General features: G+C 63.6%; 22 protein-coding genes. 9 read left to right on the forward strand and 13 right to left on the reverse strand.

Annotation, left to right across the window (positions count from 1 at the left end):
* Positions 1 to 57: 57 nt before the first annotated feature.
* Complete coding sequence (locus ACR9YP_RS28850; protein ID WP_474221137.1) at positions 58 to 2016, reverse strand: ABCB family ABC transporter ATP-binding protein/permease; 1959 nt, start codon at positions 2014 to 2016, stop codon at positions 58 to 60.
* Between the two features lie 201 nt (positions 2017 to 2217).
* Here ACR9YP_RS28850 and ACR9YP_RS28855 point away from each other — a divergent pair, with 201 nt between their 5' ends.
* A complete protein-coding gene (locus tag ACR9YP_RS28855) occupies positions 2218 to 2823 on the forward strand; it encodes an LOG family protein (protein WP_164934453.1) in 606 nt (201 codons plus the stop codon).
* 3 nt (positions 2824 to 2826) lie between these two features.
* Here ACR9YP_RS28855 and ACR9YP_RS28860 read toward each other — a convergent pair whose 3' ends face one another.
* The 4 genes from ACR9YP_RS28860 to cysS all read right to left on the reverse strand — a co-directional run bounded on the left by ACR9YP_RS28860 (position 2827) and on the right by cysS (position 6916).
* Positions 2827 to 3204: a VOC family protein gene (locus ACR9YP_RS28860; RefSeq protein WP_438109147.1), complete on the reverse strand. Its 378-nt coding sequence runs from the start codon at positions 3202 to 3204 to the stop codon at positions 2827 to 2829.
* Between the two features lie 126 nt (positions 3205 to 3330).
* Positions 3331 to 4929 carry a citramalate synthase gene (gene cimA, locus ACR9YP_RS28865; protein ID WP_370986723.1) on the reverse strand — a complete coding sequence of 533 codons (1599 nt, stop codon included), beginning with the start codon at positions 4927 to 4929 and terminating at the stop codon, positions 3331 to 3333.
* Entirely contained in the window at positions 4926 to 5417 is a 492-nt protein-coding gene (locus ACR9YP_RS28870) for a GNAT family N-acetyltransferase (RefSeq protein ID WP_438109149.1), read from the reverse strand. The genes cimA and ACR9YP_RS28870 overlap by 4 nt, the downstream gene beginning before the upstream one ends.
* A gap of 116 nt (positions 5418 to 5533) precedes the next feature.
* Positions 5534 to 6916, reverse strand: a complete 1383-nt coding sequence (gene cysS / locus ACR9YP_RS28875; RefSeq protein ID WP_438109151.1) for a cysteine--tRNA ligase — start codon at positions 6914 to 6916, stop codon at positions 5534 to 5536.
* A gap of 289 nt (positions 6917 to 7205) precedes the next feature.
* On the opposite strand from cysS, the gene ACR9YP_RS28880 reads away from it, so the two are divergent.
* On the forward strand, positions 7206 to 7511 hold the full coding sequence (locus tag ACR9YP_RS28880; RefSeq protein ID WP_438109153.1) for a hypothetical protein: 306 nt from the start codon (positions 7206 to 7208) through the stop codon (positions 7509 to 7511).
* Between the two features lie 143 nt (positions 7512 to 7654).
* The gene (locus ACR9YP_RS28885) at positions 7655 to 8842 is read left to right on the forward strand and encodes a DUF2865 domain-containing protein (RefSeq protein ID WP_438109155.1); all 1188 of its coding nucleotides are present in this window, start codon (positions 7655 to 7657) and stop codon (positions 8840 to 8842) included.
* 180 nt (positions 8843 to 9022) lie between these two features.
* Here ACR9YP_RS28885 and ACR9YP_RS28890 read toward each other — a convergent pair whose 3' ends face one another.
* A complete protein-coding gene (locus ACR9YP_RS28890) occupies positions 9023 to 9925 on the reverse strand; it encodes a DUF2189 domain-containing protein (protein WP_438109156.1) in 903 nt (300 codons plus the stop codon).
* Between the two features lie 540 nt (positions 9926 to 10465).
* Here ACR9YP_RS28890 and ACR9YP_RS28895 point away from each other — a divergent pair.
* From ACR9YP_RS28895 to ACR9YP_RS28915, 5 genes are all read left to right on the forward strand, one after another.
* Positions 10466 to 11299: a cytochrome c oxidase subunit II gene (locus ACR9YP_RS28895; protein ID WP_438109158.1), complete on the forward strand. Its 834-nt coding sequence runs from the start codon at positions 10466 to 10468 to the stop codon at positions 11297 to 11299.
* A 73-nt stretch (positions 11300 to 11372) separates the two neighbouring features.
* Positions 11373 to 13151 (forward strand): cbb3-type cytochrome c oxidase subunit I, encoded by a 1779-nt coding sequence (locus ACR9YP_RS28900; RefSeq protein ID WP_474217672.1) that lies wholly within the window; start codon positions 11373 to 11375, stop codon positions 13149 to 13151.
* Positions 13148 to 13852, forward strand: coding sequence for a cytochrome c oxidase subunit 3 (locus tag ACR9YP_RS28905; protein WP_370986716.1), 705 nt, complete (start codon positions 13148 to 13150; stop codon positions 13850 to 13852). Before ACR9YP_RS28900 ends, ACR9YP_RS28905 begins: the two co-directional genes overlap by 4 nt.
* Before the next feature lie 14 nt (positions 13853 to 13866).
* Positions 13867 to 14589, forward strand: coding sequence for a heme-copper oxidase subunit III family protein (locus ACR9YP_RS28910; RefSeq protein WP_438109162.1), 723 nt, complete (start codon positions 13867 to 13869; stop codon positions 14587 to 14589).
* Between the two features lie 9 nt (positions 14590 to 14598).
* Positions 14599 to 14991, forward strand: coding sequence for a cytochrome C oxidase subunit IV family protein (locus ACR9YP_RS28915; RefSeq protein WP_438109164.1), 393 nt, complete (start codon positions 14599 to 14601; stop codon positions 14989 to 14991).
* Between the two features lie 125 nt (positions 14992 to 15116).
* Here ACR9YP_RS28915 and ACR9YP_RS28920 read toward each other — a convergent pair whose 3' ends face one another.
* The 3 genes from ACR9YP_RS28920 to ACR9YP_RS28930 all read right to left on the reverse strand — a co-directional run bounded on the left by ACR9YP_RS28920 (position 15117) and on the right by ACR9YP_RS28930 (position 18854).
* Positions 15117 to 16874, reverse strand: coding sequence for an NAD+ synthase (locus ACR9YP_RS28920; RefSeq protein WP_438109165.1), 1758 nt, complete (start codon positions 16872 to 16874; stop codon positions 15117 to 15119).
* Positions 16875 to 17107: 233 nt separating this feature from the next.
* Positions 17108 to 17461, reverse strand: a complete 354-nt coding sequence (locus ACR9YP_RS28925; protein WP_128934485.1) for a diacylglycerol kinase — start codon at positions 17459 to 17461, stop codon at positions 17108 to 17110.
* 4 nt (positions 17462 to 17465) lie between these two features.
* Positions 17466 to 18854: a class II 3-deoxy-7-phosphoheptulonate synthase gene (locus tag ACR9YP_RS28930; protein ID WP_438109167.1), complete on the reverse strand. Its 1389-nt coding sequence runs from the start codon at positions 18852 to 18854 to the stop codon at positions 17466 to 17468.
* A gap of 192 nt (positions 18855 to 19046) precedes the next feature.
* Between ACR9YP_RS28930 and ACR9YP_RS28935 the strand changes: the two genes are divergently transcribed.
* The gene (locus tag ACR9YP_RS28935; protein ID WP_474217673.1) at positions 19047 to 19940 is read left to right on the forward strand and encodes an alpha/beta hydrolase family protein; all 894 of its coding nucleotides are present in this window, start codon (positions 19047 to 19049) and stop codon (positions 19938 to 19940) included.
* Between the two features lie 236 nt (positions 19941 to 20176).
* Here ACR9YP_RS28935 and ACR9YP_RS28940 read toward each other — a convergent pair whose 3' ends face one another.
* From ACR9YP_RS28940 to ACR9YP_RS28955, 4 genes are all read right to left on the reverse strand, one after another.
* On the reverse strand, positions 20177 to 20440 hold the full coding sequence (locus ACR9YP_RS28940; RefSeq protein ID WP_370986710.1) for a hypothetical protein: 264 nt from the start codon (positions 20438 to 20440) through the stop codon (positions 20177 to 20179).
* Positions 20441 to 20644: 204 nt separating this feature from the next.
* Positions 20645 to 21229 (reverse strand): TIGR00645 family protein, encoded by a 585-nt coding sequence (locus tag ACR9YP_RS28945; protein WP_091888732.1) that lies wholly within the window; start codon positions 21227 to 21229, stop codon positions 20645 to 20647.
* A gap of 32 nt (positions 21230 to 21261) precedes the next feature.
* Positions 21262 to 21900, reverse strand: coding sequence for a TerC family protein (locus ACR9YP_RS28950; RefSeq protein ID WP_091888734.1), 639 nt, complete (start codon positions 21898 to 21900; stop codon positions 21262 to 21264).
* A complete protein-coding gene (locus tag ACR9YP_RS28955) occupies positions 21897 to 22259 on the reverse strand; it encodes a hypothetical protein (RefSeq protein ID WP_438109172.1) in 363 nt (120 codons plus the stop codon). The genes ACR9YP_RS28950 and ACR9YP_RS28955 overlap by 4 nt, the downstream gene beginning before the upstream one ends.
* Positions 22260 to 22261: the final 2 nt, after the last annotated feature.

Here is a 22261-nt window from a genome sequence, read left to right on the forward strand (position 1 = left end):
ACGGGGCCGTCCCGCGCGGTGGAGTTGTTTAGGCCAGAGTTGGGACCGGAGACAAGGTCACTCCGCCGCCGCAGGCGCCGTCAGGGCGTCGTCGACGGGCGGCGGCTGCCGGTTGGGCGCCTCGCTGGCGTCGGCCATCTTGGCCAGTTTCTCCCGTGCCGCCTCGGCCTCGCGCTGCCTGTTCCACATGCTGGCATAGAGGCCGGCCTGCGCGAGCAGCTTTGCGTGGGTGCCGCGCTCGGCGATGCGGCCCTGGTCCAGCACGATGATCTCGTCGGCGCCGACGATGGTCGAGAGCCGGTGCGCGATCACCAGCGAGGTGCGGTTCTTGGCGACGCGGTCGAGCGCACCCTGGATCTCGTGCTCGGTGTGGGTGTCGAGCGCCGACGTTGCTTCGTCGAGCACCAGGATCGGCGGTGCCTTCAAGACGGTGCGTGCGATCGCGACGCGCTGCTTCTCGCCGCCGGACAGCTTCAGGCCGCGCTCGCCGACCTGGGTCTCGTAGCCCATCGGCGCCAGGCGGATGAAATGATCGATCTGCGCCAGCCGCGCCGCCTCCTCGACTTCGGCATCGCTGGCGTCCCAGCGGCCGTAGCGGATGTTGTAGCGGATGGTGTCGTTGAACAGCACGGTATCCTGCGGCACCATGCCGATCGAGGCGCGCAGCGAACCCTGCGTGACCTCGCGAATGTCCTGGCCGTCGATCAGGATCTTACCGCCGGAGACATCGTAGAGACGGAACAGCAGACGCGAGATCGTCGACTTGCCCGCGCCCGACGGTCCCACGATCGCAACCGTCTTGCCAGCCGGTACCTCGAAGCTGATGCCCTTCAGGATCGGCCGCGTCGGCTCATAGGCAAAGCGCACGTCCTCGAAGCGCACGGTGCCGGCGGAGACGACCAGCGGCTGCGCATCGGATGCGTCCTTGATCTCGGCCTCGCGGCCGAGCACACCAAACATCTTCTCGATGTCGATGATCGCCTGCTTGATCTCGCGGTAGACCATGCCCATGAAGTTCAGGGGCTGATAGAGCTGGATCATCATGGCATTGACCAGCACGAAATCGCCGACCGTGTTGGTGCCGTTGCGCACGCCGATCGCGCACATCAGCATGGTCGCGGTCAGACCGAGCGTGAAGATCACGGCCTGGCCGGTGTTGAGCACTGCGAGCGAAGTATAGGTGCGGACGCTCGCCTCCTCGTAACGCTCCACCGACTTGTCGTAGCGTCGTGCCTCGCGCGCCTCAGCGCCGAAATACTTCACCGTCTCGTAGTTGAGCAGCGAGTCGATCGCCTTGGTGTTCGCCTCGGTGTCGGAATCGTTCATCTTGCGGCGGATGCCGATCCGCCACTCGGTCGCGATGTAGGTGTAATACATGTAGAGGGTGACCGTGATCAGGGTCGCGACCACGTAGCGCCAATCGAACTGCCAGAGCAGCACGGCCATCAGCAGCGAGACCTCGACGATGGTCGGGATCAGCTGCAGGATCACCATGCGGACGATGACCTCGATGCCCTCGCGGCCGCGCTCGAGCACGCGCGTCAGACCGCCGGTCTTGCGCTCGAGGTGGAAGCGCAGCGACAGCTCGTGCATGTGAATGAAGGTGATGGTCGCCAGCTTGCGCACCGCATGCATGGCGACGCGCGCGAAGATGCCGTCGCGCCATTGCGTCAGCACCGCCATCAGGATGCGCATCGCGCCGTAGCTCGCGGTGAGCAGCAGCGGTGGGGCGATCACCCAAAGATGCCAATTGTCCGCCAGCACCGGCGCGGTGTTGGCGCCGGTCAGCGCATCCGTCGCCCATTTGAAGCTGAACGGCACGGCGAGCGTGATCAGCTTGGCGGCGAGCAGCAGCACCAGCGACCAGACCACCCGCATCTTCAGATCGAAGCGGTCGCCCGGCCAGATATAGGGCCACAGATGCGCCAACGTGCCCATCAGCGTGGCCCGCTCCAATGGTCCCCCCGCAGGAGGATCAGGAACGTCGGCGCCGTCGAACGATTGAGGTTGGTCCATCAAGAAGCCTGAAAGCCCGCCGGATGCGGGCGTCGCTACCATTAACGATTTTCGTTCGTCATATAGAGCCTTCCCGATGTCCGCGCACCCCGCCAGATGGCGAATCTTTGATTGTTTATCGCCATTTACCGGTAGATTTCCGGGGGATCCGAATCACCGATTGGGCTTGACGCCTCTTCGTTGCAATGCATCATGGCACCAATGAGCACAATCAAAACTGTCTGTGTCTATTGCGGCTCCGGCCCAGGAACCAATCCCCGCTTCACCGAAGGCGCCAAGGCATTCGGCAAGGCACTCGCCGAAAACAACATCCGCCTGGTCTATGGCGGCGGCTCGCTCGGCCTGATGGGCGCGGTCGCAACCTCCGTGCTCGATCACGGCGGCACCGTCACCGGCATCATCCCCGACTTCCTGCGGCTGCGCGAAAACGCGCTGACCCGCGTGCAGGAGATGATCGTCACCCCCGACATGCATGAGCGCAAGCGGCTGATGTTCGAACGCTCCGACGCCTTCGTGGCGCTGCCGGGCGGCGTCGGCACGCTGGAGGAGCTGGTCGAGCAAATGACCTGGAAGCAGCTCGGCCGTCACGCCAAGCCGGTGCTGCTCGCCAACATCGACAATTTCTGGGAGCCGCTGTTCTCGCTCTTGTCGCACATGCGCCAGACCGAGTTCATCCGCGCCGGCCTTTCGATCGACATTCTCAAGGCCGATCGCGTCGAAGAGATTCTGCCGAAGCTGAAGACGGCTGCCGCCCAGGTCGCCGAGGCAGAAAAGCAGCTCGCACCGGAAGTGGCACGCAGGCTTTAACGGCTACTCGCTCGGAAACGTCACCGCCTCGATCCGGTTACCGTCGGGGTCGGTGACGAACGCCGCGTAATAGCGCACGCGATCGTGCGGGCGGATGCCCGGCGCGCCGTCGGAGGCACCGCCGGCCGACAGCGCGGCGGCGTGAAACGCGTCGACCTCATTAGTCGTCTTCGCCCGCAGGCAGATGTGCACACCGCTCTCCAGCGCGACGCGCGGCATGCCCTCGCGCAAGTTGATCCAGAACTCCGGATAGGCCTTGCCGAAGCCGATAGTCCGCGGCCGCGTCACGAGGCGCGTGAGACCGAGCGCGGCAAGCGCGGCCTCATAGAATTTCGCGGCGCGATCGAGATCGCTGACGCCGACGGAGATGTGGTCGATCATTGGTCGCGCTCCCTTTCTCCTCCTCGTCATTGCGAGCGTAGCGAAGCAATCCAGCGTGTGGACCGCGGAGGGATTCTGGATTGCTTCGCTTCGCTCGCAATAACGGCGCTGTTGCGCCGCCGTCGCTTACGCCGGCGCGCCCGACTTCACGAGCTTGTAGATCACCGAATCCATCAGCGCCTGGAACGAGGCGTCGATGATGTTCGGGGACACGCCGACCGTGGTCCAGCTGTCGCCGTTCTCGTCCTCGCTCTCGATCAAGACGCGCGTAACCGCGCCGGTGCCGCCATTGAGGATACGCACGCGATAATCGATCAGTTTCAAGCCCTCGATGTACTTCTGGTACTTGCCGAGGTCCTTTCGCAAGGCGACGTCGAGGGCGTTGACGGGACCATTGCCTTCGGCGGCCGAGATCAGATGCTCGCCGGCGACGTCGACCTTGACCACGGCCAAAGCGACGGTGACGCGCTCACCGTGCGAATTGTAACGCTGCTCGACATTGACGTCGAACTGCTCGACCTCGAAATAGTGCGGCACCTTGCCGAGCGTCCGGCGCGCCAGAAGCTCGAACGAGGCGTTTGCGGATTCATAGGCGTAGCCCGCCGCCTCGCGTGCCTTCAATTCCTCGACGAGGCGCGTCAGCTTGGGATCGCTCTTTTCATAAGCGATGCCGGCGCGATCGAGCTCGGCGATGACATTGGAGCGTCCGGCCTGGTCGGAGACCAGCACCTTGCGGTGATTGCCGACCAACTCCGGCAGGACGTGCTCGTAGGTCTGCGGATCCTTCAGCACGGCGGAGGCATGAATGCCAGTCTTGGTGACGAAGGCGCTCTCGCCGATATAGGCCGCGTGCCGGTTCGGCACACGGTTGAGCATGTCGTCGAGCGTGCGCGAGACCTTGACCAGCGTTGCCAGCTTCTCGGCCGTGACGCCGATCTCGAAGGCGTCGGCAAAATTCTTCTTCAGCTTCAGAGTCGGAATCAGCGAGCAGAGATTGGCGTTGCCGCAGCGCTCGCCGAGGCCGTTCAGCGTGCCCTGGATCTGCCGCGCACCAGCGCGCACCGCGGCGAGCGAATTCGCCACCGCCTGCTCGGTATCGTTATGGGCGTGGATGCCGACATGATCGCCGGGAATGTGCCTCGTCACCTCGGTGACGATGGCCTCGACCTCATCAGGCATGGTGCCGCCATTGGTGTCGCACAGCACCACCCAGCGTGCGCCGGCCTCATAAGCGGCCTTGGCGCAGGCGAGCGCGAACGCCGCGTCTTCCTTGTAGCCGTCGAAAAAATGCTCGCAGTCGAGCATCACTTCACGTCCAGCAGCCTTCGCGGCCGCAACGCTGTCGCGGATCGAGGCGAGGTTTTCCTCCTTCGTCGTCTCCAGCGCGACGCGCACCTGATAGGCCGATGACTTCGCCACGAAGCAGATCGCGTCGGCCTTGGCTTCCAGCAGCCCGGCGACGCCGGGATCGTTGGAAACCGAGCGCCCGGCTCGCCGCGTCATGCCGAAGGCGGTGAAGCGCGCATGGGCGAGCTTTGGCTTGGTTGCAAAGAATTCGCTGTCGAGTGGATTGGCGCCGGGATAGCCACCCTCGACATAGTCGATGCCGAGATCATCGAGCATCGCCGCGATGACCTGCTTGTCGGCCAACGTGAAATCGACCCCGTTGGTCTGCGCGCCGTCGCGCAGCGTGGTGTCGAAGAGATAGAGACGCTCCTTGCTCATTGCGGAGCTCCGAGCATCTTCTTCATGGTGGTGTTGGCGAGCCACTCGTCGTTGATGGTGACGCTGTTGCGCTGCTGGGCGATGTAGCCGCGCTTGGCGAAGAAGCCCTGCGCGGTGTCGCTGGCGTCGACCGAGAGGCTCGTGGCACCTCGGCCGCCGGCAAGCTTTTCCAGCGCATCGACCAGCATGGTCGCAACGCCCTGCCCGCTCACTCCCGGATGCACATAGAGCATGCGGATGTGATCGTTGCCGCGCAGCGAGGCGAAACCGATGGGCGAGCCTTCCAGCGTCGCGACCAGGGTCAGGTCGGCGGCGAGCCGCTTGCCGAACTCTTCGCTTTCCGCCGTCTCCATCCAGGCCTGCTGCTGCGCCTCGCTATAGTCGTCACCGGTCAGCTCCTCGATGCTCGCGGTGAAGATCGCGGCGAGCACCGGCACGTCATCAGGCAGGAACGGCCGCAAGCCGGGTTTTGGCAAAGTCTGTCCCATCGGTCTTCACCACATCCCATAGAGTTTCAGCACCAGCGCCACGGCACCAGCGAGCAGCGCGATCTTCAGTACGATGTAATAGAGCCAGTGCCGTGGAAAAGGCGTGTCGGGCCGCTTCATCGCGCAATCTCCCAGGTCGTGCCCTCCTTGGAGTCCTTGATCGCAACGCCCATCGCGGTGAGCAGATCGCGGATGCGATCGGATTCCCCAAAGTCCTTGCGGCTACGGGCCGCCGTTCGCTCCGCGATCAGGCGCTCGACTTCCTTCGCATCGATGCCGCTCGCCTGCTGCTTGCGGCCTTCCCATTGCGCAGCGCTCTCGGAGAGGAAACCGAGTAGCCGCAATGATCCTGCCAAGGCGTTCACGTCGCTGCCGCGCAAGCCGTGCAGCGCTGCGATCGCCAGGGACGTGTTGAGGTCGTCCAGTAGCGGCTCGACCACGGAAGCCGCCGGCCTGCCGGGCTCGACGTCGGCCGCGACGCGATACCAATCGTCGAGCGTCTTGGCGCTCTCCTCCAGCGACTTCATGGTCCAGTCGATCGGCGAGCGGTAATGCGTCTTCAGCATGTTCAGACGCAACACCTCGCCCGGCCAATCCTGCAGCAGCTCGTGGATGGTGATGAAGTTGCCGAGGCTCTTCGACATCTTCTCACTCTCGACCTGGAGGAAGCCGTTGTGCATCCAGTAGTTCGCCATGCGCTGCTGGTGGAAGGCGCAGCAGGTTTGCGCGACCTCGTTCTCGTGATGCGGAAACACGAGATCGATGCCGCCGCCATGGATGTCGAAATGCTCGCCGAGGTGCTTCCAGGCCATGGCCGAGCACTCGATGTGCCAGCCCGGACGTCCCTGCGCAGCGATGCCGGCCGGCGACGGCCATGACGGCTCACCCGGCTTGGACGGCTTCCACAGCACGAAGTCGGTATTGCCCTTCTTGTAGGGCGCGACATCGACACGCGCACCGGCGACCATCTCGTCCAGCGATCGATTGGACAGCGCGCCATAGCGCGGCAGGCCTGCATCGGCCGCGTTCATCGCCTGCGGCGAGAACAGCACATGGTCTTCGGCGACATAGGCAAAGCCGCCGCCGACGAGCTTCTCGATGATCTCGCGCATCTCGCCGATATGCTCGGTCGCGCGCGGCTCCACGCTCGGCCGCAGCGCGCCCAGCGCATCGACGTCGGCGTGAAACTGTTTTCCCGTCTGCTCCGTGACCTTGCGAATGGCCTCGTTCAGCGGCAGGCCAGGAAAATCCCGCGCGGCACGGTCGTTGATCTTGTCGTCGACGTCGGTGATGTTGCGGACATATTTGACATGCGCCTCGCCATAGAGATGGCGCAGCAGCCGAAACAGCACGTCAAACACGATCACCGGCCGTGCATTGCCGATATGGGCGAAGTCATAGACGGTCGGTCCGCAGACATACATACGGACGTTCTTCGCATCGAGCGGTACAAAGGTCCGCTTTTCCCGGCTCAGCGTATCGTAAAGGCGCAATTCCATATGGATACCCGTCGGCTGTTGGCCGGGCGTCCAGGGCTCTCAATGTGTTTGAGAAAAGACGGCTCCAGCCAGCGAATCGCTAGCTCGTAATCTCGCGGCAAATGGCGCAAATGGCGAGGAGACCGTTCATGCGGCCACATATGGGCTATGAGGCGGCCCCGCGTCAAGAGAGCCGCGAAAACGCCGCTTTATCTCCGCAAAGCGCCCGGCTCGTCCTGATGGTTCATGATCCTTAACCATTTGGGCCCATTCTGGAACTGGCGGTTCCTTTTTTGCCCCCGGTGTTTTCATGCGATCCTTGTTCGCGCTCATTTTCGGCGCCTCCATCATTGCGGCATCCAGCGCTTGCGCCGAGACCCGCGTCTTCATCATCGCCAACCAGGCGGACGGCTACGGGGTCGACCAGTGCCTGGCCAAGGGCGACAAATGCGGCGCCTCCATCGCGCGCACCTATTGCCAGTCACGGGATTTTGCCCAGGCCTCGGCCTATCGCCGGGTCGATCCCGACGAAATTACCGGCTCCGTCCCCAAATCCGGCGCAAACTGCTCCCATGGCCGTTGCGACGAATATGTCGCAATCACCTGCCAGCGCTGAATTCGCTCGGAACTGGCGGACCTTAGGCCCAATCTTTGGCCGTTGAAACGACGTGACGATGCCGCAGGAAGCGGCTATGGGAGGGCGCGCTTCGGCCCTCCAAAGTCACTTGGAAAGTCACATTGGGCCGTGACCTCGCTAGAATGGCGGATATGCCTGAATTGTTGTCCCTGCCTCGTGCCCGCTTCCTCCTTGCCTGCACCCTGCTCCTAAGCACGGTCGTGCTCGCCACCGGCGCTTTCGCGCAGGCCGGCCCGCCCGGACCGCCGCCTCAGCCCGGCCAGAACGGACTCGGCCCCAATCCGATGTGCGTGCGGCTGGAAGGCCAGCTCGCCGCGCTCGACCGCGGCGGCGGTGGCGACCCCGCGCGCGAAGAGCAGATCCGCCGCTACCAGGATTCCCAGAGCCGTCAGCAGGCCGAGCTCGACCGCGTCACCATGCAGGCCAAGCGCATGGGCTGCGATTCCTCCGGCTTCTTCTCGCTGTTCAACGGCCAGTCCGCGCAATGCGGCCCGGTCAACACCCAGATCCAGCAGATGCGCGCCAATCTGGACCAGATCACCGGCAATCTCGAGCGGCTGCGCGGCGGCGGCCCCGGCGGCTTCAGCCCCGAGCGCGACAACCAGCGCCGCTCGGTGCTGGCGGCGCTGGCGCAGAACAATTGCGGCCCGCAATATGCCAACGCTGCGCAATCACAGGGCGGCGGCAACTTCCTCAGCAATTTGTTCGGCGGCAACAGCGCGGGCAATCCGCAAGCCGTGCCGCCCGCCGATCTCGGCCCGCAATCCGGCACCTTCCGCACGGTATGCGTGCGCACCTGCGACGGCGCCTATTTCCCGATCTCGTTTGCGACCGTGCCGGCGCGCTTCCCCGACGACGAGAAGACCTGCAAGGCGCTGTGCCCGGCCGCGGAAGCCGTGCTCTATACCCATCGCAATCCCGGCGAAGACATGAACTCGGCGGTCTCGATCGGCGGCCAGCCCTACACGGCGCTGCCGACCGCGTTCAAATTCCGCAGCGAGTTCAACCCGTCCTGCTCCTGCAAGGCCGCGGGCCAGACCTGGGCGGATGCGTTGAAATCGGCCGACGACAAGGCGGCGGCCGAGCAGCAGGGCGACATCATCGTCACCGAAGAGAGCGCCAGGAAGATGCAGCAGCAGCGGCTCAACAAGGGCACGCCTGCCAATGCCAAGAAGGGCGCAGCTCCGGCGCCGACGACGTCCACCGCGCCCGCCGCGCCGCCGCCGGCGGATACTGGCGCCCCTGCTAACTCCGAGAACAAGCCGATCCGCTCGGTCGGCCCGACCTTCCTGCCGCAGCAGCAGAAGTAGGCAGCCCTGCTTTTACTGTCATGCCCCGCGAAGGCGGGGCATACAGTACTCCGTAACGCCAGTCGTGCACACAAGCAGCGCCGCAGGGTACTGGATCATCCGCTTTCGCGGATGATGACAGCAATCCAGGGGCACAATCGCCCGTCTCACTCGCAACCGTTATCCCTCAAACGCGCGCTACTACTCGCCCTCGCGGCTCCACGGGAAGAGATTGGCCGGAAAGTCTGCTGCGTAGCGCTTTCCCTTCGGGGGCGGCGGCGGTGCGTCCGGTGGGTTCGGATTCGGCTCGACCACCCGCCGATAGAGGTGCCAGGTGGCATGACCGAGCACCGGCAGAACGACAGCGAGACCGACGAAGAGCGGCAGCGAGCCGATCACGAGCAGCGCTGCCACGATGAGGCCCCATCCGGCCATCGCAACCGGATTCGCCGCGACCGCTCGAAGCGACGTGCGGATCGCGTCGATCGCAGTCGCATGCCTGTCGAGCATCAACGGAAATGACACGACGCTGACGCACAATGCCACAACCGCAAACAGGAAGCCGACACCGCAACCGACGATGATGAGCGACCACCCTTCCGGTGTCGTCAGCACGCGCGTTGCGAAGTCGGGAATGCTTGCGGCCGCCGCGTGACCGAAGATTGCGACATAGATTGCGTTCGCGGCACCGATCCAGGCCCCGAACAGGACCAGCAGGAGCACGCCGAGTTCTACCATGGCGCCGAACGAAGGTGCGCGCAGCACCTTGAACGCATCCCATGCATCGACCTCCTCGCCGCGCTCGCGACGACGGCTGAGTTCGTAGAGACCGATCGCGGCAAAAGGCCCGACCAAGGCAAAGCCGGCGGCCAGCGGAAACAGTAGCGGCAGCACCGAATAGCCGAGCACCATCCTGAACAGGACGAGACCGAGAACGGGATAAATCACGCACACGACGATCGCGTGACTCGGCATCGCCTGGAAATCCTCCCAACCCAGGCGCAGGGCGTCGGACAGGTCGGACAAGCTGATCTTGCGAATGGGATAGGAGGCCGCTTCGCCGAATACGTGCCGCCTGATGTCGTGGGAGTACAGAGTGGCCATGAACGGACCTCCCGTCCTGAAAATCGCGGTTTCGATAACACGCGCTTTCCAGCCACGCGTGTCCGCCGGATGAGCAGGAAACGCGATGGGTCGAGTACGGTAACCCAGGTTCAGCGAACGAGCCTGGCCGGACGGAACCCGTCGCGACCTGCCTCGCAAGCTTAGCGCGCGCGGGGCAAGGCTGAACTCACGGTTCGGTGAATTGCGGGACCTGATTTGTGCGTTGCATCACCCCGGACGCTGAGCACACCCGATGCTTTGTCGACCTTCCGGGCGACGGCAACGTCCACGCCGCGCGTTGACACGCCGATATGCTCTATTGACGCCGGATTAGGCTGGGACCATTTTACACACAGACGCCCTTAGCTCCGATGAGATTGATGGTCGCGAGCGTTCCCTTGATTTCGCGACCAGTGGAATGGGCGAAGCAACAGGCCGGCGATGGCACGAATGCCGACCAAGAAAGGCCAGCCATCGCGACAGACATGAGCTCCGCCCTGGATTCGTATCCGTAGCCTTCAATGGCAAGGATGGATCAGGATGGCTGTCGCACTGATATTGCTTCTGGTCGCGATCGGCTCGGTGCTGTTTCACCTCTACAGCCCGTGGTGGTGGACGCCGATCGCCACGAACTGGGCCTATATCGACCACACCATCAACATCACGTTCTGGATCACGGGCTTTGTTTTCGTCGCGGTCATCGCCTTCATGGCCTACTGCGTCTTCCGCTTTCACCACAAAGAGGGAAGACGGGCCGACTACAATCCGGAAAACAAAAAGCTCGAATGGTGGCTGAGCGTCGGGACCGGCGTCGGCGTCGCGGCCATGCTGGCGCCTGGCCTCGTGGTCTGGCACCAGTTCGTGACGGTGCCTGCGGATGCCACCGAGGTCGAGGTCATGGGGCAGCAATGGCAATGGAGCTTCCGCCTTCCGGGCAAGGATGGGCAATTGGGCACATCCGATGTCCGCAACATCGCTTCCGACAATCCGATGGGACTCAATCGTGACGACCAACACGGGCAGGACGACGTCGTGATCGAGAGCGGCGAGCTGCACCTTCAAGTGGGAAAGCCGGTCAAGGTTCTCCTCCGCTCGGTCGATGTCCTGCACGATTTCTACGTGCCCGAATTCCGGGCCAAGATGGACATGGTTCCAGGCATGGTGACCTATTTCTGGATAAAGCCGATCCGAACCGGAACGTTCGACGTTCTCTGTGCGGAGCTTTGTGGCGCTGCTCACTATCAGATGCGCGCCAAGGTCATCGTCGACGAAGAGCGTGAATATCACGCTTGGCTGGAGCAACAAAAAACGTTTGCAGAATTGTCGCCGGCAAAAGCCGTCGTGAAGGCGACGTACCAATCCGGCGGCAAGTAGTAAGCCGCCGCCAAGATAGATCGGGTGCATGAGGCCAAGGTCTCACCCGATGGAAACGACCGAGGAGGTTTCTATGGTCGATATTCCATATGAAGGGATCCCCGGCATTCCGCCTGCCGAAGTGCCTGATGTCGAGCTCTATCATCCGCGGAGCTGGTGGACACGCTATGTCTTCTCGCAGGACGCCAAGGTGATCGCCATTCAGTATTCGCTGACGGCCACGGCCATCGGGCTGGTGGCCCTGGTGCTATCGTGGCTGATGCGGCTGCAACTGGGATTCCCCGGCACCTTCTCCTTCATCGATGCCAACCAGTATCTCCAGTTCATCACCATGCACGGCATGATCATGGTGATCTATCTGCTCACCGCGTTGTTCCTGGGTGGCTTCGGCAACTACCTGATCCCGCTGATGGTCGGCGCCCGGGACATGGTCTTCCCTTATGTGAACATGCTGAGCTACTGGGTCTACCTGCTCGCAGTCCTGGTGCTGGCCTCGGCCTTCTTCGTGCCCGGCGGCCCCACCGGCGCCGGCTGGACGCTGTACCCGCCGCAAGCGATCCTCTCCGGAACGCCCGGGCAGGATTGGGGCATCATTCTCATGATGTCGTCCCTGATCCTGTTCATCATCGGCTTCACCATGGGCGGACTGAATTACGTGGTCACGGTGCTCCAGGCGCGCACCCGCGGCATGACGTTGATGCGCTTGCCGCTGACGGTGTGGGGCATTTTCACGGCGACCGTGATGGCGCTCTTGGCATTCCCTGCACTGTTCGTTGCCTCGGTCATGCTGCTGCTCGACCGTCTCTTGGGAACCAGCTTCTTCATGCCTTCGCTCGTCGAGATGGGCACGCTGTCGAAATATGGCGGCGGCAGCCCGCTGCTCTTCCAGCACCTGTTCTGGTTCTTCGGCCATCCCGAAGTCTACATCGTCGCCCTGCCCGCCTTCGGCATCGTCTCCGATCTGATCAGCACGCATGCGCGCAAGAACATCTTTGGTTACCGCATGATGGTCTGGGCGATCGTGGCCATCGGCGCGCTCAGCTTCATCGTATGGGCGCACCACATGTATGTGAGCGGCATGTTCCCGCAATTCGGGTACTTCTTCGCCACCACGACGCTCATCATCGCAATCCCCACCGCGATCAAGGTCTACAACTGGGTGCTGACCCTGTGGCGCGGCGACATCCATCTCACGGTGCCGATGCTGTTCGCCCTCGGCTTCATCATCACCTTCGTGAACGGCGGGCTCACCGGCCTTTTCCTCGGCAACGTCGTCGTGGACGTGCCCCTCTCTGACACCATGTTCGTGGTCGCGCATTTCCACATGGTGATGGGCGTGGCGCCGATCATGGTCGTGCTCGGCGCGATCTATCATTGGTACCCCAAGGTCACGGGGCGGATGCTGAACCAGGCTCTCGGCAAGTTTCACTTCTGGGTCACCTTCCTCGGCGCCTACCTGATCTTCTTCCCCATGCACTATCTTGGACTGCTCGGGGTTCCGCGCCGCTATTTCGAACTCGGGGATGCGGCGTTCATCCCGTCCTCGGCCCATTCACTGAACGCGTTCATCTCCGTGGTGGCCTTGACCGTCGGCTTCAGCCAGATGGTGTTCCTGTTCAACCTTGCTTGGAGCTTGTTCAAAGGTGAGGCCTCGGGCGGCAATCCGTGGCGGGCGACGACGCTGGAATGGCAGACGCCGGAGACGCCTCCAGGGCACGGCAATTGGGGCAAGGAGCTCCCGGTCGTGTACCGCTGGGCCTATGACTACAGTGTCCCCGGCGCCGCGAAGGACTTCATTCCGCAGAACCAGCCGCCGCACGCGACGCAGCTCGTTCAGGGAGCTGCTTCGTGAGCGCCATCATCCTGTTCCTGGCTGTGCTTGCGGTGATCGCCGGATGGTGGCTGTCGCAGCAGCGGCTGACGGCCAAGCCATGGCTGGAGGAAGGCCCGATCGGTGACTTCCCGGGCGGCGATGCCATGACCTGGCCGGCAGCGAAGGTCGGACTTGGCGTGTTTCTCGCCGTCGCGAGCACATTATTCGTCCTCTTCATCAGCGCCTACTCGATGCGCATGAGCGTGGTGGACTGGCGGCCGCTGCCGATACCGCGACTGCTGTGGGTCAACACGGGCGTCCTGGTCCTGAGCAGTGCCGCGCTGCAATGGTCATACGTGGCCGCGCGCCGAGACGATGCTGAAGGCGTCATGATCGGCCTGCTCGCGGGCGGAGCATCTGCCGTGATCTTCCTCGCCGGACAGCTCCTGGCCTGGCAACGGCTCGGGGCTGCCGGATATTTCGTGGCGTCCAATCCGGCGAATTCCTTCTTCTACCTGTTGACCGCGGTGCACGGGCTGCATCTGACGGGCGGTCTGGTGGCCTTGGGCCGAACCTCAGCCAAGATGTGGCGCGGCGTCGAGATCGCCGACATGCGCTTGAGCGTAGAGCTGTGCGCCATCTACTGGCACTTCCTGCTGCTGGTCTGGCTTGTCCTGCTCGGCCTTCTCACGGGATGGACCGACGATTTCGTCAACATCTGCCGCCAATTGCTGAGCTAGGGAGGCGAGACCAGATGGCTGCGACCATGCTGACAAATCCGGGCCAATCGCCTGCGCGGCTTGAAGGCTGGCGCGGCATCGCCGCCGACTGGGCGTCCGATCAGCGCGCCTTCAAGAACGTGTCCTGGGGCAAGGCCATGATGTGGATCTTCCTCCTCAGCGACACCTTCATCTTCAGTTGCTTCCTGCTCTCCTACATGACGGCGCGGATGTCGACGACCGTGCCCTGGCCCAATCCCAGCGAGGTCTTCGCTCTCAACATCGCTGGCAGGCACATTCCGCTGATCCTGATCGCCATCATGACGTTTATCCTGATCAGCAGCAGCGGCACGATGGCGATGGCCGTCAATTTCGGCTACCGCCGCGATCGCGTCAGAACCGCGGCCTTAATGCTGGCCACGGCAGCTTTCGGCGCAACCTTCGTTGGAATGCAGGCCTTCGAATGGACCAAGCTGATCATGGAGGGCGTTCGGCCCTGGGGCAATCCATGGGGTGCCCCGCAGTTTGGTGCGAGCTTCTTCATGATCACCGGGTTTCACGGCACCCATGTGACGATCGGTGTGATCTTCCTGATCGCCATTGCGCGGAAGGTCTTTCGCGGCGACTTCGACGTCGAGAGGCGCGGTTTCTTCACGAGCCGCAAGGGGTACTACGAGATCGTCGAGATCATGGGCCTGTACTGGCACTTCGTCGATCTCGTGTGGGTGTTCATCTTTGCATTCTTCTATCTTTGGTGAGGTCGGCGCATGACAAACGCGGCGGTACACATGGAAGGACAGCTTCACGCTCCGGTGCATAGCGCAATCGCAACGGGAGCCGTTCACGCCAAGGGTCAACAGCACCCGATCAAGCTCTACCTCGTGGTGTGGGGCTGGTTGTTCGTCCTCAGCACGTGCTCCTACCTCGTCGATTACTTTGGCCTACATGGCTATCTCAGATGGTCGCTGATCCTGCTGTTCATGGTGTTGAAGGCCGGCCTGATCGTCGCCGTCTTCATGCACATGGCCTGGGAGCGACTGGCCCTGGCCTATGCCATCCTGCTGCCGCCGGTCGCGGTCTTGGTATTCGTGTCGATCATGGTGCTCGAATCCGAATACACCCACTTCCTTCGGGTGCTCTTCTTCGCAACCCCGTCGTAGCGGCAATCCGAGTTCTCACTGTCATGCCCCGCGAAGGCGGGGCATCCAGTACTCCGCGGGAGGAGTCGGTTTCTACAATGTCCGCCGCGGAGTATTGTAGCGAGACTGCCCGTCTCTCTCCGATGCTAACCCTCGAACGCGTCAATCGAAGCGCGGCTGCCGCGCGAGACCAGCGTCTCGTCGGGCACCGGCAACGGCTCGCCCTTGTCACGAAAGCGGTTGGTGATGGGATAGCGGCGGTCGCGGCCGAAATTCTTAGGTGTCACCTTCACGCCGGGTGCGGCTTGGCGGCGCTTGTATTCGGCTACGTTGAGGAGATGGTCGATGCGGGTGACGGTCTCGCGGTCGAAGCCGGCCGCGATGATTTGATCAAGCGGCTCCTCGCGTTCGACCAGGCGTTCCAGGATGGCATCGAGCACGTCGTAAGGCGGCAGCGAGTCCTCATCCCGCTGGTTCTCGCGCAACTCCGCGGTCGGCGGCCGCGTGATGATATCGGGCGGAATGATCTCGCCAACCGGCCCGAGCGCGCCTTCCGGCTTCCAGGAATTGCGCAGTGCCGCCAGCCGAAACACCTGCGTCTTATAGATGTCCTTGATCGGATTGAAGCCGCCGTTCATGTCGCCATACAGCGTGGCGTAGCCGACCGACATTTCGGACTTGTTGCCTGTCGTCACCACCATCAAGCCGGTCTTGTTGGAGATCGCCATCAAGAGCGTGCCGCGGGTGCGGGACTGGAGATTCTCCTCGGTGATGTCAGGCGGCAGGTTCTTGAAGATGCCGGACAGGATGGTCTCGAACCCGTTGACGGCTTCCGCGATCGGCAAAACCTCGTAGCGGATGCCGAGATGGCCTGCGAGCTCGCCGGCATCCGCAACCGAGTGTGGTGCGGTGTAGCGATAAGGCAGCATCACGCCATGCACCTGATCGGCGCCGAGCGCATCGACCGCGATCGCGGCGCAGAGCGCGGAATCGATGCCGCCGGAGATACCGAGCAGTACGCCCGGAAAGCCATTCTTGGCGACGTAATCGCGGAGGCCCAGCACGCAGGCGGCGTAATCGGCCTTGTCACCCTCGGGTTGCTCGGCGACTGGCCCCGCGCAGCGCCAGTCGTCACCATTTCTGGTGAAGCGCAGCGTGACGATGCTCTCTTCGAACGCCGGCAGTTGCGCCGCGAGTGAGAGGTCCCCGTTGAGCACGAAGGAAGCACCGTCGAACACCAGCTCGTCCTGGCCGCAGACCTGATTGAGATAAACCAGCGGCAGCCCGCTTTCGGTGACCCGCGCCACCGCGACCGACAAGCGAACGTCGTTCTTGTCGCGGGCGTAAGGCGAGCCGTTCGGCACCAGGATGATCTCGGCGCCAGTCTCCGCCAGTGTCTCGACCACGTTCTCGTAGTCCTCGGATTCTTCCAGCCAGATGTCCTCGCAGATCGGCACGCCGATGCGCACGCCGCGCACCGTCACAGGGCCGGCGGCAGGGCCCTGCGAAAACAGCCGCTTCTCATCGAACACGCCGTAGTTCGGCAGATTGCACTTGAAGCGCAGCGCGGAGATACGGCCGCCATCGATCAGCGCACAGGCATTGTAAAGCCTGCCCTCCTCGACCCAGGGCGTGCCGACCAGCATCGCCGGACCACCGTCCGCCGTCTCGCGCGCCAGCGCCTCGATCGCCGCGCGGCAGGCGGCCTGGAACGCCGGCTTCTGCACCAGGTCCTCCGGCGGATAGCCGGCGATGAACAGTTCCGGAAACAGCACGAGATCGGCGCCGTCGGCGGCGGCTCGCGCGCGCGCCGCCCGCGCCTTGGCGGCGTTGCCCTCGATATCGCCCACGGTCGGATTGAGCTGGGCGAGCGTGACCGCGAATGCGTTGAGACGTTCGGTCATGGGCGCGCTCGCTGTCACCTCTCCCAAAGGGAGAGGTCGGATTGCACCTGGCGATGCGAAGCATGCCCAGGGCAATCCGGGTGAGGGGTTACGGTCTCTCGTGGGACCTGCTCCCCCTCACCCGATTTACGCTCGACGATGCTGCGCATCGCGAGGCGCAAATCGACCTCTCCCCGTTGGGGAGAGGTGAAGGAGGAGCCTCGGATTCCCACGCTCAATGGATATTCTCCGGGCTAGACGAAACCCAATCGCTCGACGAGCGCAAAGATCCAGAACGCGCCGGCCATCAGCAGCGCAACGCCGACTGCGGCCGAGCCCATGTCCTTGACCCGGCCGATCTGCTTGTCGTGGTCCATGGTGAGGCGGTCGGCGAGTTTTTCGATCGCGGTGTTGAGCAGCTCGACCACCAGCACGAACGCGACCGCACAGACCAGCTCGACCGCGCGCATCGCGGTCGCGCCGATGAACCAGGCCAGCGGCAGCGACAGCAGGAGCGCAAAAATCTCCTCGCGGACGGCCTGCTCCGATCGAAACGCAAAGGCCAGACCGTTCCGGGAATTGATCGTGGCCTTCCAGATCCGCAGCAAGATCTTAGAGCCCCGCTGCGGCCGGCATCGGCTTGGTCTTGCCGGCGCGTTCCTGCTTCAGCAGCTCGGCGATCAGGAAAGCCATGTCGATGGATTGCTCGGCATTGAGACGGGGATCGCAGACCGTGTGGTAGCGGTCGTTGAGATCCTCGTCGGTGATGGCGCGGGCGCCACCGAGGCATTCGGTGACGTCCTGGCCGGTCATCTCCAGATGCACGCCGCCGGCATGGGTGCCTTCGGCGCCGTGGATCGCGAAGAACGATTTCACCTCGGACAGGATGCGGTCGAAGGGGCGCGTCTTGTAGCCTGACGTCGAGGTGATGGTGTTGCCGTGCATGGGATCGCACGACCAGACCACAACCCTGCCCTCGCGCTGCACGGCGCGGATCATGTTGGGCAGATGCTCGGCGACCTTGTCGGCGCCGAAGCGGCCGATCAGCGTCAGCCGGCCGGGCTCGTTGTCGGGGTTGAGCACGTCGATCAACTTGAGCAATTCGTCGGGCTTGAGCGACGGGCCGCATTTGAGCCCGATCGGGTTCTTGATGCCGCGGAAATATTCGATGTGGCCGTGATCGAGCTGGCGGGTGCGGTCGCCGATCCAGATCATGTGGCCCGAGGTCGCGTACCAGTCGCCGGTGGTGGAATCGACGCGGGTCAGGGCCTGCTCGTAGCCGAGCAGCAGCGCCTCATGGCTGGTGTAGAAATCGGTGGCGCGCAGCTCGGGGTGGGCCTCGAGGTCGAGGCCACAGGCGCGCATGAAATTCAGCGCGTCCGAGATGCGGTCGGCCAATTCCTTGTAGCGGCGGGACTGCGGGCTATCCTTCAGGAAGCCGAGCATCCATTGGTGCACGCTGCCGAGATTGGCGTAGCCGCCGGTGGCGAAGGCGCGGAGCAGGTTCAGCGTCGCGGCCGACTGGCGATAGGCCATCAGCTGGCGCTGCGGATCCGGCACGCGCGCTTCCTTGGTGAAGGCGATGTCGTTGACGATGTCGCCGCGATAGCTCGGCAGCTCGACGCCGTTCACATTCTCGGTCGGCGACGACCGCGGCTTTGCGAACTGGCCGGCGATGCGGCCGACTTTCACCACGGGGACGGCGCCGGCGTAAGTGAGCACCACCGCCATCTGAAGCAGCACGCGGAAGAAGTCGCGGATGTTGTTGGCGCCATGCTCGGCAAAGCTCTCGGCGCAGTCGCCGCCCTGGAGCAGGAAGGCCTCGCCGGCCGCAACCCGCGCTAAGGCCTTCTTCAGGTTGCGCGCTTCGCCCGCGAACACCAGCGGCGGAAAGGTCGCAAGCTGCGCCTCGACGTCGGCCAAAGCCTTGGCGTCGGGATAATCGGGCACCTGTAGCACCGGCTTGCTGCGCCAGGACTCGGGCGTCCACCGCTCGGACATCGCAATCTCTCCGTGAAGCAAAAAGTGCAACCTGATCTGTGGGTTGCGAGGGCCGCCTTATACACAGGCTGGCGCCGCCCCGCCAGTTGTAAATCCATTCCGCATTGCAAACCCTTGCGGGCAAAGCCAAATTCGCATTTGCTGGGAACGGCAAGAAAACTGGTAAGTAAACCGGCAGGACACCTTCTGCCCATGGACGCGGCACTGGACGACGTTTTCATCGACGAGATCAGCTTCCCGGCGACCGACGGGTATGCACTGACCGGCACCCTGTTTCTGCCGCGCGGCGCCAAGCGCCATGCCGTGCTGATCAACTCCGCCACCGCCGTCCCGCGAAAAATCTACCGCGGCTTCGCCTCCTATCTCGCCCATCGCGGCTGCGCCGTCCTGACCTACGACTATCGCGGCATCGGCGATTCCCGGCAGCCGGTGGTCGGCTACAACCGGCCGAAATCGCTGGTCGGCTTCAAGGCCTCGATGTCCGACTGGGCCGCTCTCGACGTCACCGCCGCGGTGCGCTGGATGCGCGAGCGCTACCACACCCTGCCCCTTGCCTATGTCGGCCATTCCTTCGGCGGCCAGGCGCTCGGACTGATCGCCAACAACACGGACATCTCGCGCGCCGCCTTCGTGGCTTCGCAGGCGGCGACCTGGCGGCTGATGACCTCGCCGGAGAAATATCGCGTCTTCGCCTTCATGAATTTTGTCGGTGTGCCGCTGGTCCACGCGCTGGGCTACGCGCCCGGCTGGGTCGGCATTGGCGAGGACTTGCCCAAGGGCGTTTTCCTGCAATGGGCCCAGTGGGTCTCGAGCCCCCGCTATCTCTTCGATTCACGGCTGCCGGCGCTGGAGAACTTTGCGAGGTTCAAGGGCGAATTGCGCGCGCTGTGCTTCTCGGACGATCCCTGGGCGACGCGCCCCGCGGTCGAGTTGCTCACCAGCGGGTTCACCGCGATCAAGCCGGAGGTGTTGACGGTCAAACCGTCCGACGTCGGCGCCAAGGCCATCGGCCATTTCGGCTTCTTCCGCCCCGATCACCGCAATACGCTGTGGCGCGGCGTCGCCGAATGGATCCAGGGCGAGTGAGGGTGCGCTGAAGCCGGACTGAATCAATGCGAGCCGAGGGTTCACCTCTCCCGTAGGGAGAGGTCGGATCGCATCGAAAGATGCGATCCGGGTGAGGGGTTATAGTCTCACCGAATGCTGCGGCCCCTCACCCGGATTGCACTGGACGATGCTTCGCATCGCCAGGCGCAATCCGACCTCTCCCCGCCGGGGAGAGGTGGACCCCGAACAAACGACGGGCGTACTTCCAACATTCACTAACGGATGATCGTCGTCAGCGACGAGTAACGTCTGTTCGGCCTGGCTTCGCCCGGCGCAAATTGCGCAAATGCGTCGCTGACACGCACCGCCGGCGGCGTATCGCTCGCAAAGCGAAATTCCTTCGGCCGCGGCGCGTAGAAGCTGGCGCGGAAATAGGCGTCGTCGAAGCGTGCCTCGCCGACCCCGAACAATGCGTCGCAGACGAACAGGAGCGCGTACACCCCTGCGATCGCAGCGACGATCTCCCTGAGAATAGACATGCGGATGCCCTGCCCTTTTGCCGGCAGGATGCACGCGGGTTCCAAAGTCGAGGTTTAAGGCCGCACGTTTCTTGTGCGCAGGGTTTGCCGCTGCTGTGCGGATTGCAGACAATTTTATCGATCCGGAAAAGAGAGCCCGCCTGATCGCGCGATCAGGCGGGCTTCAGGCTTGGCCGCTCGGGAGGTATCAGACGGCCAGGTCCATCAGCCGTGGCGTGCCTCCTTGCGATGGCCGCTCTCGCTGAGGCGGTCGACCCAGGCGATGCCGATCGCCGAGATGATGAAGGTCAGGTGGATCAGCACCTGCCACATCACGCCGCTCTCGGTGAAATTGCTGCGCGTCGTGCCGAGATTGCCCGCCTCGATGAAGGTCCTGAGCAGCGAGATCGAGGAGATGCCGATGATCGCCATCGCCAGCTTGATCTTGAGCACGCTGGCATTGACGTGGCTCAGCCATTCCGGCTCGTCGGGATGACCGGTCAGGTTCAGCCGGGAGACGAAGGTCTCGTAGCCGCCGACGATCACCATCACCAGCAGGTTCGAGATCATGACGACGTCGATCAGCCCGAGCACGACCAGCATGATCTGCTGCTCACTGGCGTCGAACGAGTGCGCGACCAGGTGCCAGAGCTCTTTCAGGAACAGCAGCACATAAACGCCTTGCGCGATGATCAGGCCGACATAGAGCGGCACTTGCAGCCAGCGCGAGCCAAAGATGAGCTGCGCAAACGGACCGATCTGCGGCGCTGGCGCGGAATGCGCCGAAAGTGCTTTGGTTTCAGACGTCATTGATCACTCCGGAGTGAGACAGGGAATGCGCCTCAGAGACTCGCGATGACAGGCGCGAGCTCGAGCGAGCCGCGATAGATCATCTCGAAGGCGACGTAAACGATGATGGCGAGACCGACATAGGCGATCCAGCGCTGCTTCTGCAGCACGCGGCCGAGCAGGTCTGCGGCAACGCCCATCATCGCCACCGACAATAGCAGGCCGAACGCAAGGATGTAGGGATGCTCGCGCGCGGCGCCCGCGACCGCGAGCACGTTGTCGAGCGACATCGAGACGTCGGCGGCGACGATTTGCAAGGCAGCCTGCCCGAAAGTCTTATGCGGCGCAGCTGCGTCGCTCGCGCCGCCGCCATGGCTGAACGCAAGCTGACGCGAATGTGCGGCCCGCTCGCGCAGCTCGCGCCACATCTTCCAGCAGACCCAGAGCAGCAGCACGCCGCCGGCGAGCAGGAGGCCGATCACTTGCAGGAGCTGGGTCGCAACGCCGGCGAAGACGATGCGGAGCGCAGTAGCGGCGACGATGCCGACCACGATGGCGCGCCGGCGCTGCTCGGCCGGCAGCCCTGCCGCGGCAAGGCCGATGACGACGGCGTTGTCGCCGGCCAGCACGAGGTCGATCAGGACGACCTGGAGCAGCGCGGCCAGCGCCTCGGTGGTGATGAGTTCAGTCATGATCGATCATGCTTCGATGCGGACGGATCGAGCCATTGCGGCTTCTTCCGCTCGACCCAGTCCAGGACCTTCGAACGTGAGGAGCGCAACGCAGGCACGTCCTCCGCAAGCAGCGCGAGGCCGAGTGGCAGCATCCAGACACCCAGTATCGGCAGGAAGGAGAACACGCCGCCGACGACGAGCAGCGCGCCCGAGGGGATCCTGACCCAGCGGCTCGACGGCTTGAGCAGATAGGTGACGGTGTCGCCCACGCGCGGCGGCATGCAATTGACGAGTTTGTCGAGGCGCGGGTCGCCGCCGGCCATCTGGCTGGCAGCACCCTCGGCTCCCGTCGTACGCTGGTCCGAGGCAGTGGACATGC

The sequence above is a fragment of the Bradyrhizobium sp. BR14999 genome (assembly GCF_056106085.1).